The sequence below is a fragment of the Herbidospora daliensis genome, from assembly GCF_001570585.1.
Classification (GTDB): domain Bacteria; phylum Actinomycetota; class Actinomycetes; order Streptosporangiales; family Streptosporangiaceae; genus Herbidospora; species Herbidospora daliensis.
In genome coordinates this window covers 93,512-105,999 of sequence record NZ_BBXF01000006.1, presented here as the reverse complement: position 1 = coordinate 105,999, position 12,488 = coordinate 93,512, and the positions used below count along the sequence as shown (strand labels likewise).

Annotated in this window: 7 protein-coding genes and 1 other RNA gene; 1 reads left to right on the top strand and 7 read right to left on the bottom strand. The window is 69.1% G+C overall.

Annotation, left to right across the window (positions count from 1 at the left end):
- Positions 1 to 320 precede the first annotated feature (320 nt).
- From ssrA to prfB, 6 genes are all read right to left on the bottom strand, one after another.
- Positions 321 to 710: a transfer-messenger RNA gene (gene ssrA / locus AW274_RS28715) on the bottom strand.
- Positions 711 to 795: 85 nt separating this feature from the next.
- The gene (locus AW274_RS28710) at positions 796 to 2,676 is read right to left on the bottom strand and encodes a penicillin-binding transpeptidase domain-containing protein (RefSeq protein ID WP_062438290.1); all 1,881 of its coding nucleotides are present in this window, start codon (positions 2,674 to 2,676) and stop codon (positions 796 to 798) included.
- A 3-nt stretch (positions 2,677 to 2,679) separates the two neighbouring features.
- Positions 2,680 to 3,162, bottom strand: a complete 483-nt coding sequence (gene smpB / locus AW274_RS28705) for an SsrA-binding protein SmpB (RefSeq protein ID WP_062438287.1) — start codon at positions 3,160 to 3,162, stop codon at positions 2,680 to 2,682.
- A 23-nt stretch (positions 3,163 to 3,185) separates the two neighbouring features.
- The gene (gene ftsX / locus AW274_RS28700; RefSeq protein ID WP_062438284.1) at positions 3,186 to 4,085 is read right to left on the bottom strand and encodes a permease-like cell division protein FtsX; all 900 of its coding nucleotides are present in this window, start codon (positions 4,083 to 4,085) and stop codon (positions 3,186 to 3,188) included.
- Between the two features lie 9 nt (positions 4,086 to 4,094).
- Complete coding sequence (gene ftsE, locus AW274_RS28695; protein ID WP_062335424.1) at positions 4,095 to 4,784, bottom strand: cell division ATP-binding protein FtsE; 690 nt, start codon at positions 4,782 to 4,784, stop codon at positions 4,095 to 4,097.
- A 357-nt stretch (positions 4,785 to 5,141) separates the two neighbouring features.
- The gene (gene prfB, locus AW274_RS28690) at positions 5,142 to 6,257 is read right to left on the bottom strand and encodes a peptide chain release factor 2 (protein ID WP_062438281.1); all 1,116 of its coding nucleotides are present in this window, start codon (positions 6,255 to 6,257) and stop codon (positions 5,142 to 5,144) included.
- Between the two features lie 71 nt (positions 6,258 to 6,328).
- On the opposite strand from prfB, the gene AW274_RS28685 reads away from it, so the two are divergent.
- Positions 6,329 to 7,336 carry a DUF8094 domain-containing protein gene (locus tag AW274_RS28685; RefSeq protein WP_062438279.1) on the top strand — a complete coding sequence of 336 codons (1,008 nt, stop codon included), beginning with the start codon at positions 6,329 to 6,331 and terminating at the stop codon, positions 7,334 to 7,336.
- On the opposite strand, the gene AW274_RS28680 is transcribed toward AW274_RS28685, so the two are convergent.
- A complete protein-coding gene (locus AW274_RS28680; protein WP_062438277.1) occupies positions 7,326 to 12,176 on the bottom strand; it encodes an NAD-glutamate dehydrogenase in 4,851 nt (1,616 codons plus the stop codon). The genes AW274_RS28685 and AW274_RS28680 overlap by 11 nt on opposite strands.
- Positions 12,177 to 12,488: the final 312 nt, after the last annotated feature.

The window sequence follows — 12,488 nt, the reverse complement described above, 5'->3', positions numbered from 1 at the left end:
AGAGTTGGCCGCACGAATTCTCTCCACGCGACCCACAACGCGCAAAGCGCCATGAAGTGGCCTAACCGAGCGAAGCGAGCTCAACCCGAGCGAAGCGAGGCCCTGTCAGGGAGCGCGAGGGGCGAAGCCCTTCGCCAGGGAGCAAAGCGACCCCGGAGCGACAGCGACGCCAGGGACGCGACAGCGGACCAGGGGGAGCGCGAGGGGGCGACAGCCCCCTCGTATCGGGGGGTTCGGGGGGTCGTCCCCCCGTGTGCACGAACGCGAAATGGCCCGTGAAAGCCGCCCCGAAGGGGCGACGACCACGAGCCATCCATTTCGCGTGGAGGTGGCGGGAATCGAACCCGCGTCCTTCAGCACCGAGTCAGGGCTTCTCCGGGCGCAGCCTGTTTAGCGTTTTCTCAGCCCCGGCGCTCTCACAGGCGAGTCGCCGACGGGCTCATCCGCTGTTTGTTTTCCCATCTCCCCCCGCGGCCGGCGAAGATGGTGGAGCCTCCTAGCGATGCCAGATCCCGAGCCGGAGGCGGTCTCGGGCTGACACGGTTTAACTCGTCTGCTTAGGCAGCGAGAGCCAGGGAACCCTGGCTAACCGAAGTGGCCTTGGTATTGGCACTTATTTGTTTGCGGTCACAGTGTTAACGAGGTTATGTCCGCCGTCCTCGGCCCGCTTCCCCTGGCTTGTAATGCCAAAGTCGAAACCGGTCACCCCCTGTGCAGTTGTCAAACCCGTCCGCGCAAGCGTCCGGACACCGCAACTTTACCGGTACAACCTCCCCGCCGCGAACACGTATTCCCTCAGGGCGCCAGCGCGCCGAAGAACGACCCGGCGACGGCGGGGGCGGCGCCGGGGACGCTGGTCTCGACCATGGCGGCGATGGCGATGTCGCCCTGCCAGCCGACGAACCACGAGAGTTCGCGGCGCTGCTTCTTCTCGGTGTAGCCGACGTGGGAGGCGACGCCGTAGACCTCTGATCCGGCGACGGAGGCGGCTTTGGCGGAGCCGTTGGTCACGCCGGCGCGCATGAGGGTGCGCAGGGTGGAGACGCGGCCGGGGTCGAGGTTGATCGGCTTGGGCGGGGCGGCGGAGGCGACGGCGGCTTCGGCGCTGACGTCGGGCAGGGCGGGGCTGCTGACCAGGACGGGCGGGCGCCAGGTGCCCGACTGGACGGCCGCGGCGACCAGGGCCATCGCGAGGGGGCTGACCCGGACGGTGGTGCCGGCGATGACCTTGGCGCGGGTGGCGTCGGTCTCGGGGGCCGGCACGTGGCCGCTGTGGCCGGGGAGCGGGAGGGTCCATTCGGCGCCGATGCCGAACTGCTTGGCGCTGAGGAGCAGGTCGTCGCTCTTGACCATGCGGGCCAGGGAGGCCAGCGCGGTGACGCAGCCGTGGGCGAAGTCGGCCTCGAAGGTGGGGGCGGCGGCGGTGACGCCGACCTGCTGGAAGCGGGCGCCGCCGACGGTGCGGTCGGCGGTGCAGGGGATCTTCTCCTGCGTGTCGAGGTCGGCCTTCAGCAGGGCGTCGGTGGTGACGACGGAGAACGCGGTGCCGGGCGGGTATTTGCCTTCGAGGGCGTCTTTCTGCTGGTGGAGGCCCTTGGTCGCGATGGCGCGGATCTCACCGGTGGACGCCTGGACGGCGACGAGCACGGCCGGCTGGGAACCGGCGACGGCGAGGTCGGCGGCGTGCTGCATCGCGGTGTCGAGGGTGGTGCGGACGGGCGCGTTCTTGCGGCCGGGCCACGACTTGAGTTCCTTCACCTGCTGCGACGTCTTGGAGTCGAGGACGACGACGCGGGTCTCGGTCGAGCCGGTGAGCTGGTCTTGGTAGGCCTTCTGTAGGCCGTCGCGGCCGACGGTGTCGCCGGCCCGCTGGGGCCCACCGAGCTGCTGCTCGCTCTCGGGGGTGACGGCGTTGACGCGGCCGACGATCTGCGCGGGCGACTTGGGGGCGACCGGCGGGTGGACCTGCTCGATGGTGAGGCCCTGGATCGCCTGGAGCTTGGCCGACAACTCGCGGTACTTGTTGGGGCCGAAGGTGGCGAGCGGGACCTCGTCGGTCGGCGGGGCCGACAGGATGCGGCTGAGCAGCCGGTCTTGCGCGAACCCGGTGATCTTCGAGAGCTCCTCGCAGACCTTGGCCGGGTCGGTCAGCTCGGCGGGCACCACCTGGGCGACGTACTGGGTGTCGTCTTCCTGCAGGGTGTCGCCGTTGCGGTCGATGATCGGCTGGCGGGGCTCGGGGTCGATCTTCACGGCGAGCCGCTGGCCTTCGTGGAGGTCGGGGTGGACGACCTCGGGCGACCAGTGCACCTTCCACCGGCCGTCGATCAGGCGCAGCGGCAGCACGCTGTCGTACTCCCACAGCGGGTTGTTCTCGCCCAGGTTGACCTCGGCGGAGAAGTTGGCCGCCGCCGTGTCGCCCTGGAGGCTGATGGTGCCGAGGGCGAAGCGGATCGAGGCGGCGTCGAGGTGGAGGCTGGCGTCGCCGAGCGCCTTCACCACGGTGGCCTCGTCGGCGTCGGCCCGGCGGGCGGCCATCTCGTAGTCGCCGCTCTGCCAGCCCACGAGAAAGTCGCGGACCGCCTCGTGGGGGGACGGCTCCTCGAAGCAGGCGGTCAGGCCGGGCGCGAGAAGCGCCAGCGCGAGCGCCAGCCGAAGGGGTCGACGGGCGGTCACGGCCTAGCGGCCCCCCTTGCGCCGGATGGCGCTCGACATGGCGCGTGACATATCCCGGTTGTCCTGCTTCTCACGGAGGGTCTGGCGCTTGTCGTAGTCCTTCTTACCGCGGGCGATGCCGACCTCGATCTTGGCCCGGCCGTCTTTGAAGTAGAGGGCCAGGGGGATCAGGGTGAGGCCCTTCTCCCGCAGCGTCGCGTAGATCTTGCCGATCTCCTTGCGGTGCAGGAGCATCTTCCGCTTCCGCTTGGCGGAGTGGTTGGTCCAGGTTCCCTGGGTGTATTCGGGGATGTGGACGTTGTAGAGCCACGCCTCGTCGTTTTCGACGGCGGCGAAGCCGTCGGTCAGGTTGGCGCGGCCCTCACGCAGCGACTTCACCTCGGTGCCGGTCAGGACCAGACCGGCCTCGTAGGTGTCTTCGATGAAGTATTCGTGACGGGCACGTTTGTTCTGGGCGATGACCTTGCGCCCGGTCTCACGAGGCATGGCAAGAGCCTACCGGCGGCTCGTCACACCCGCAGATAGCGGCGGAGCGTGATGAACGAGGCGAGGATACAGATGATCACACCGATCGCCATCGTGCCGGAGATGATCCCGGCGACGGTGTTCCAGCCGAGGGCCTCGGGCACGAAGTTCTGGATGCTGTCGAAGATCAGAACCTTGCTGGTGATCAGCATGACGGCCGCCAGGACACCGCCGATCAGGCCCGCGATGACGCCCTCAAGAACGAACGGCAGCTGGATGTAGACGTTGGAGGCGCCAACCAGCCGCATGATGCCGGTCTCGCGGCGGCGGTTGAAGGCCGACAGCCGCACCGTGTTGCCGATCAGCAGGGTGGCGGCGAAGACCATCGCGAAGGCGACCGACAGGGCCATCCACTGCAGCTTGTCCATGAAACCGAAGTAGCTGTCGAGCAGCTGGCGCTGGTTGACGATGTTGGAGACGCCGGCCTGGCCGGTCAGCTCCTCGGTCACCGCCTGCGACTGGTCGGGGTCGCCCAGCTTGACCCGGAAGGACTCCGGCATGTCCTCGACCTTGAGGAAGGAGGCGAAGACGTTGTTCGACTGGTTGTCGAGGAAGTTCTTGTAGGCCGTGGCGGAGTCTTCGAAGATGACGTCCTCGACCTGGGGCATGCCCTTGATGACGGCCTCGAGCGCCGTCTTCTGCTCTTCGGAGATGCCCTTCTTGTCCGTACACGGCTCGAAGGGTGAGTTCTCCTTGCACAGGTAGACCGAGAGCTCGACCTTGTCAGACCAGTAGCTGGTCATGCTCGAGACCTGTGAGTTGATCATCAGCCCGATGCCGAGCAGCGCCATGCCGACGGCAACGGTCACGATGACCGCGATGGTCATCGTGAGGTTGCGACGGAGGCCGATCCAGACCTCGGAGAAGATGAAATTCGCCCGCATGCTTCCTTCTTAGTAAGCCTGGCCGTAGACACCCCGCGACTGGTCGCGGACGATCTTGCCATCCTCCAGCTCCACCACGCGCTTGCGCATGGAGTCCACGATGGCGGCGTCGTGCGTCGCCATGAGGACGGTGGTGCCGGTCCTGTTGATGCGGTCGAGCACCTTCATGATGCCGATGCTCGTCGCGGGGTCGATGTTTCCCGTCGGCTCGTCGGCCAGCAGGATCATCGGTCGGTTGACGAAGGCCCGCGCCATGGCCACCCGCTGCTGCTCGCCGCCCGACAGTTCGTCGGGCATGCGGTGGGCCTTTCCTTCGAGGCCGACCAGCTCGATGACCTCGGGGACGACCTTGCGGATGAAACGGCGCGGCTTGCCGATGACCTCAAGGGCGAACGCCACGTTCTCATAGACGTTCTTGTTGGGCAGCAGCCGGAAGTCCTGGAAGACGCATCCGATGCGGCGCCGGAGGTGGGGCACCTTGAAGTTGGACAGCTTGGAGAGGTCCTTGCCGGCGACGTGGATGGCGCCGGAGTTGGGCCGCTCCTCTTTGAGGACCAGGCGGAGGAACGTCGACTTTCCCGAACCCGACGGCCCCACGAGGAACACGAACTCGCCCTTGTCGACATCGACCGAGATGTGGTCGAGCGCAGGGCGGTTCTGGTTCACATAGACCTTGGTGACATTATCGAAATGGATCACGGGCGCATCACGGCATGCCAGTCTAGGGGGCGGGGGACATCCTTACCGGAGGGTGCCGGTCTCTTTGCTCCAGATCGACTTCCGGTTGGACCAGAGCTCAGTCTAGGGGTAACACTGGCATGGAACGTCCATAACGGAAACAAAACGATTAGGGCATAGGTAAAGGGCCGATGAGCTGCGAACACTTGGTATGCGCCGCGTGCGCCGCACCTGTGGTGGAGGGTCGCTGCCCCTCCTGCCGTGCCGCCAGGGAGAAGATGCACCAGCACGGATTCCTGGGACTGCCGCCCCTGCTGGTGGCTCTTGTGATAGTGCTCGCCCTCGCCCTGACGGCGTTGAAGGTCGCCTACAGCTGACCTATTCCTGGCCCGACTCCTGGCGGCGCATCCAGCGGATCTCGCCCTCGATGAACTCGTCGAGGTCGCCGTCGAGCACCGCCGTCGGGTTGCCGGCCTCGACCCCCGTGCGCAGGTCTTTGACGATCTGGTAGGGGTGCAGCACGTAGTTGCGGATCTGGGTGCCCCACGAGCTGGTGGTCTCGCCGCGCAGCTCGCTCATCGCGGCGGCCTCCTCCTGCCGCTTGCGCTCCAGCAGCTTGGCCTGGAGGACGGCCATCGCCGAGGCGCGGTTCTGAAGCTGCGACCGCTCGTTCTGGCACGACACCACGATGCCGGTCGGCAGGTGGGTGATGCGCACCGCCGAGTCGGTGGTGTTGACGCCCTGGCCGCCGGGGCCCGACGACCGGTAGACGTCGACGCGGAGGTCGTCTTCGTTGATGTCGATGTGGTCGGTCTGCTCGACCACGGGCACGATGTCGACCCCGGCGAAGGAGGTCTGGCGGCGGCCCTGGTTGTCGAAGGGGCTGATGCGGACCAGCCGGTGGGTGCCGTGCTCGCCGCGCAGGGTGCCGTAGGCGTAGGGGGCCTTGACCGTGAAGGTGGCGCTCTTGATGCCGGCCTCTTCGGCGTAGGAGGTGTCGTAGACCTCGGTGCCGTAGCCCTTGCGCTCGGCCCAGCGCAGGTACATGCGCAGCAGCATCTCGGCCCAGTCGGCCGCGTCGACGCCGCCGGCCTGGGAGTTGATCGTCACCAGGGCCTCGCGGGCGTCGTATTCGCCGGCCAGGAGGGTGCGGACCTCCATCGCGCCGATGTCGGCGCGCAGGGAGACCAGTTCCTTGTCGGCCTCGGCGAGGGTCTCGTCGTCGCCCTCTTCGGCGGCCAGTTCGTAGAGGACCTTCAGGTCGTCGAGCCGGGAGGTCAGGCCCTCGACCCTGTTGACCTCGCCCTGGAGGTGGGAGAGCTTGCTCGTGACCTTCTGGGCGGCCTCGGGGTCGTTCCACAGGTCGGGTGCCGCGGCCTGTTCGCCCAGCTCGGCGATCTGCTTGCGCAGGCTGTCGAGGTCGAGCACGTCCTGAATGCTGTTCAGGGTGCCGGTAAGCTCGTTGATCTCTTCTGCTGGATCGATGGCTGCCACGTTTCTAAAGGGTACGCGAACACCGGACCGACTCAGGTACGGTCCCTTTTGCACAAGGGAGGGGGATTCACATGCGCCGCGCGCTCACCCTTCCTCTGGCCTTTCTGCTGCTGGCGGGGTGCACGAGCCAGGCCCCCGCGCCCCGGCCGAGCCCGGTCGCCGCCTCCACCAAGCCCTCCCCCAGCCCGGCCCCGCCCGCCCTCACCATCGACGAGGCGACCCGCGCGGCCGACGTCTTCCTCGGCGCCGACGACGTGATCCGGAGCATGGGCGACGGCCGGATGGCCCTCGACCGCGCCAGGGATGGTCAGGACCCGCTCGTGCTGGCCGAATATCGGTCATCCGAAAACAGGCCCATCCGATACTCCTGGGGGCCCCGCACGCTGATCGTCCCGCGCCTGCAGAAGGGGGTCACGCCGTGGTTCGCGGCGGTGGCCGAGCGGCGCCACGGCAAGGTGAAGCAGACCGCCGTCATGACGTTCATGAAAGAGGGCGAGTCGTGGCAGCGCGGGCTCACCACCCTGCTGAACAGCGGCGCGGTGCTGCCCCGGATCGCCGAGGACGCCGAGGGCTACGCCGTCTCCCTCGACGCCCGCGACCAGTCGATCGCGATCAGCCCCAACCTGCTCGGCCCCCTGCACGCCACCGTCGCCGAGGAGGGCCCCGACGGGTTCACCTCCGACCTGATCGAGGAGGGCCCGCTGACCAAGGGCTTCTTCGACGACATCGCGGCGCAGAAGGAGATCTACAAGACCGAGGGGTACGAGTACATCTCGATCTTCGCGGCGGCGGCGTCCTACCCGGTGCTGGCGGTCCGCACCGCCGACGGCGGCGGCCTGCTCTTCTACACGCTCACCCGCACCAGCCAGTGGATCCCGGCGCTGCCCAACGCGGTGGGCGGCCACCTGCCGATCCCGGCCGACGCCAAGTGGGACCTGACGGCGACCGAGATCCTCAAGGACCGGCGCATCCAGGAGACCCAGCAGTTCCTGGCGCTGGTCCCGCCCCGCACCTCACGGGCGCGGGCCGAGATCATCGCCTACGACGGCCGGATCACCCAGGCCAGCGCTACGGAGTAGCGCGCGGCAGGCCGCTGGTGGCGACCAGGGTCCTGATCGCGCGCAGGGCCACCGACAGGGTCGCCAGGTCGAAGACGTCGCTCTCCCAGATCTCCGACAGGGTCTGCCGCGACCGGGTCACCGCCGCCTCGTTGGCCTCCGACCAGCGGGCCAGCCGCTCCTCGGGCGCCTCGCCCGGCTTGCTGTGCACCAGCACGTCGTGGGTGAGGCTGGCGTGGGCGGCGTAGAGGTCGTCGCGCAGCGCCGAGCGGGCCATCGTGTTCCACCGGCTGTCGCGCGGCAGCGCGATCACCCGTTCGCGCAGGCGGGCCAGCTGCACCCGGTCGGCCAGGTCGAAGTAGACCTCGGCCACCTCGCTCACCGGCCGGTCGGTGGCGACCGCGATCTCGACCAGGTCGAAGGTCGAGTAGGCGGGCACCATCGCGGCCACCCGCTCGGCCAGCTCGTCGGGCACGCCGCGGCCGGCGAAGTGGTCGCGGCGCTCCTCGAAGGCGGTCAGGTCGGGGCCGGTCAGCAGCTTGGGCAGGTTGGGCAGCAGGGCCGCGCCCTCGGCGAAGAACCGGGCCGAGGCGGCCAGGTCGAGCGGCGGGCGGCGGTTGTTGAGCAGCCAGCGGGTGCCGCGCTCCGACAGCTTGCGTCCTTCGAGCAGCATGGCCAGCTGGGTGTCGACGTCAACCCGGTTGTCGAGCCCCTCGACCTGGCGGCGGAAGGCGGGCAGGTCGAAGACCCGCCGGGTGACCAGGTAGGCCCGCGCGATGTCGGGCGTGGAGACGCCGAGCTCCTCGTGGAACCGGAAGACGAAGCTGGTGCCGCCGCTGTTGACCAGGTCGTTGGCGATGCCGGTGGTGATGATCTCCCGCCGCAGCGGGTGACCGTCCATGAAGGTCTGGTACGTCTCCCGCAACGCCGAGGGGAAGTAGGAGACCAGCCACTCGCGCAGCGCCGGGTCGTCGGGCAGGTCGCTGACCAGCACCTCCTGGTCGACGACCAGCTTGGTGTAGGCCAGCAGCACCGAGAACTCCGGCGCGGTCAGCCCGAGCCCGGCCTGGCGGCGCTCGGCCAGCGCCTTGTCGGAGGGCAGGAACTCCAGCGCCCGGTTGAGCTGTCCCTGCCGCTCCAGCCGCCGCAGGTAGCGGGTGTGGATGTGCAGCATGTCGGCGGCCTGCTTGCGGGCCGCGGCGAGCACCACGTTCTGGGCGTGGTTGTCGCGCAGCACCAGTTCGCCGACCTCGCCGGTCATCTGGGCCAGCAGGCCGTTGCGCTGCTTCTCGGTCAGGTCGCCCTCGCGGACCGCCTCGTCGAGCAGGATCTTGATGTTGACCTCGTGGTCGGAGGTGTCGACCCCGGCCGAGTTGTCGATGAAGTCGGTGTTGACCAGGCCGCCGCGCAGCGCGAACTCGATGCGGGCGAGCTGGGTGAAGCCGAGGTTGCCGCCCTCGCCGATGACCTTGCAGCGCAGGTCGGCGGCGTTGACCCGCAGCCCGTCGTTGGCCTTGTCGCCGACGTCGGCGTTCGACTCGGCGGTGGCCTTGGCGTAGGTGCCGATGCCGCCGTTCCACAGCAGGTCGACCGGGGCCCGCAGGATCGCGCTGATCAGGTCGTTCGGGGCCAGCGAGGTGACGGCGGCGTCGACGCCGAGCGCGATCCGCATCTGCGGGGAGACCGGGATCGACTTGGCGGTACGCGGCCACACCCCGCCCCCGGTGGAGATCAGTTCACGGTCGTAGTCGTCCCACGAGCTGCGCGGCAGGGCGAACAGGCGCTCGCGTTCGGCGAAGCCGCGGGCGGCGTCGGGGTCGGGGTCGACGAAGACGTGGCGGTGGTCGAAGGCGGCCACCAGGCGGATGTGCCGCGAGAGCAGCATGCCGTTGCCGAACACGTCGCCCGACATGTCGCCGACGCCGGCGACGGTGAAGTCGGTGGTCTGGGTGTCGAGCCCGAGGGTGCGGAAGTGGTACTTCACCGACTCCCAGGCGCCCCGGGCGGTGATGCCCATGGCCTTGTGGTCGTAGCCGACCGAGCCGCCGGAGGCGAACGCGTCGCCCAGCCAGAAGCCGTAGTCGCGGGCCACGCCGTTGGCGATGTCGGAGAAGGTCGCGGTGCCCTTGTCGGCGGCGACCACCAGGTAGGTGTCGTCGCCGTCGTGGCGCACCACGTCGGGGGGCGGCACGACCTCGCCGTGGACCAGGTTGTCGGTCACGTCGAGCAGGCCCGAGATGAACTGCCGGTAGCAGGCGACGCCCTCGGCGAGGAACTCCTCGCGGCCGCCCTGCGGCGGGTGCTTGACGACGAAGCCGCCCTTCGACCCGGTCGGCACGATCACGGTGTTCTTCACCATCTGCGCCTTGACCAGGCCGAGGATCTCGGTCCGGAAGTCCTCCATGCGATCGGACCAGCGCAGCCCTCCTCGGGCCACCTTGCCGAAGCGCAGGTGCACGCCCTCGACGCGCCGTCCGTACACGAAGATCTCGAACTTGGGCCTCGGGAGGGGCAGCACGCTGATCGCCTGGGGGTCGAACTTCAGTGAGATGTACGGCTTGCGCCGCCCCTCGGCGTCGTGCTGGAAGAAGTTGGTGCGCAGCGTCGCGCCGACGCATTCGAGGTAGGCCCGCAGGATGCGGTCTTCGTCGAGCGAGGCGACCTCGTCGAGGGAGGCCAGCACCTCCTCGCGCAGCGCGGCCGACATGTCCTCGCGGGAGGTCTCGGGCAGGCGCGGGTCGAGCCGGGCCTCGAACAGGCGCACCAGCAGGCGGGCCAGCCGCAGGTTCCCGAGCAGCGTCTTCTCGATGTAGTCCTGCGAGAAGGTGGCCCCGGCCTGGCGCAGGTACTTGGCGTAGGCGCGCAGCACCTCGGCCTGCTCCCAGGTCATGCCGGCGGCGAGCACGAGCGCGTTGAAGCCGTCGTTCTCGACCTGGCCCTTCCACAGGGCGGCGAAGGCGTCCTGGAACAGGCGCTTGAAGTCGTCGGCGGCCAGCTCGGCCGACCGGGAGTAGCGCAGCCCGAAGTCGTAGATCCAGGCGTCCTTGGTGCGCGGGTCGTTGTCGCGGTCGACCTGGTAGGGCCGTTCGTCGACGACCTCGACGCCCATGCGCGCGAGCAGCGGCAGCACGTGGGACAGGGAGATCGCGGCGCCGAGGCGGTAGAGCTTGAACCGCCACTCCCCCTCGGCCGCGTCGAGCGGCTCGTAGAGGTTCATGGCGATGTCGTCGGCGTCGTCGTCGCTGAGCTGTTCGAGGCGCTTGAGGTCGGCGACGGCGGCGCGGGCCGGGAAGTCGGCCTTGTAGCCCTCGGGGAAGGCGATGCTGTAGCGGCGGGTGAGCCCCGGCACGTCGGCCTCGTCGCACAGGTCGGCGATGGCGGCGGCGAGGTCGTCCTCCCAGGTGCGGGTGGCGGCGGTGACCCTGGCCTCCAGGGCGTCGACGTCGACGCCCTGGGTGGTCAGCGGCACGCCGCGCTCGCCGCGGATGACCACGTGGAGCCGGGCCAGCGCCGACTCGCCGATCATCGCGCTGTAGTCGAGGGTGTGCCCGCCCAGGGCCTTCATCAGCAGGTCCTGGATCAGCAGGCGGACCTTGGTGGTGTAGCGGTCGCGCGGCAGGTAGATCAGGCAGGAGATGTAGCGGCCGTAGTCGTCGCGGCGCAGGAACAGCTTGACCTGCTTGCGCTCGCGCAGCCGCAGCACCCCGAGGGCGATCGGCAGCAGCTCGTCGGCGGAGATCTGGAAAAGCTCGGCGCGCGGGTAGGTCTCGAGGATCTCGATGAGGTCCTTGCCGTCGTGGCTGTCGGGCGAGAGCCCGGCCTTCTCCAGCACGGCGGCCAGCTTGCGGCGCAGCAGCGGCACCCGGGAGATCGACTCGTTGTAGGCCACGTGGGTGAACAGGCCCAGGAAGCGGCGCTCGCCGACCACCTCGCCGTCGGGCGAGAAGAGCTTGACGCCGACGTAGTCGAGGTAGGCGGGGCGCGAGACGGTGGCCCGGCTGTTGGCCTTGGTGACGATCAGCACCTGCTTCTCGCGGGCCTTGGCGCGCAGCTCCGGCGGCATCGCGGCGAAGCTGCCCGAGCCCGCCCGGTCGGGACGCAGCACGCCCAGGCCGGTGCCCGGCTGGGAGGTGAGGGTGTCGTCCTCTTCGAGCCGGTATTCGCGGTAGCCGAGGAAGGTGAAGTGGCCGTCGGCCAGCCAGTGGAGCAGCTCCAGGCTGTCTTCGACCTCGCCGGGGTCGAGCGGCGGCGGGTTGACCGCGAGGTCGTCGGCGGTGGAGACGGCCAGGGCGCGCATCTTCGCCTGGTCTTCGACCGCGCCGCGCACGTCGTCGAGGACGCGCAGCAGGTCGGATTCGAGCAGCCGGCGGGCGACCGGGTCGGCCTGGCGGTCGATCTCGATGTACATCCACGACTCGGCCAGGGTGAGGCCCGTGACGTCCATCTCGTCGGGCCCGAGGAGCCGGCCGGTCATGTCGCGGCGCACCCGCATCTGGGGGTGGACGATCAGGCGGGTGCCGAGCTCGTGCCGTTCGATCTCGTTGGTGACCGAGTCGACCAGGTAGGGCATGTCGTCGGTGACGATCTGGACCACCGAGTCGCCGAGGTCGCAGCCGTGGTCGTCGGGGGCCTGAGGCAGCACCCGCACCAGCGCCCGGCCCTGCGGCCGGACCGCGGCGAGCCTGCGGTGGGCCAGCGCCGGACCGTAGACGTTCGCGGGGTCGCGGTCGGCGAGGTCGTCGGGCGGGACGTTGCGGTAGAACTCCCGCAGATAGTCGAGGGTGTCGGCGTCGGCGTCGCCGCACGCGGCGGCGGCCGCGCGGAGCAGGTCGTCGAGTTCCCCGGCCGGATCGAGCGGCATCGCGGTCCTCACTCCTTTGTGAGCTGGTGCGAGTCGTGTGAGGGGCCCTCACGTCAGCCGCGAAGAGGAGGGCGGTCGTGTCAGCATCGCACAGCGCTTCCCGTGAAACGGTGATAGATGCACGACACGGGGACGCGACCTCTGGGGCGGGACGCCTGCCGGTCTCCGTTGACCGGCGGCACGGACCCCTTGTTGATGGGGCAGATTCACCACGCGAGTCACGGCCGGCCTTCGGCCGTCCGCACCTCGCTCCGATAACAGCCGAAAACGCCGCAGCCGTCAACTCGAGGTCGACGGCTACGGCGTCTAACG

Excerpts from the sequence above, each read along its gene's own strand:
- smpB (WP_062438287.1), bottom strand. The coding sequence starts at position 3,162 with ATGCCTCGTGAGACCGGGCGCAAGGTCATCGCCCAGAACAAACGTGCC.
- ftsX (WP_062438284.1), bottom strand. The coding sequence starts at position 4,085 with ATGCGGGCGAATTTCATCTTCTCCGAGGTCTGGATCGGCCTCCGTCGC.
- AW274_RS28685 (WP_062438279.1), top strand. The coding sequence starts at position 6,329 with ATGCGCCGCGCGCTCACCCTTCCTCTGGCCTTTCTGCTGCTGGCGGGG.
- AW274_RS28680 (WP_062438277.1), bottom strand. The coding sequence starts at position 12,176 with ATGCCGCTCGATCCGGCCGGGGAACTCGACGACCTGCTCCGCGCGGCC.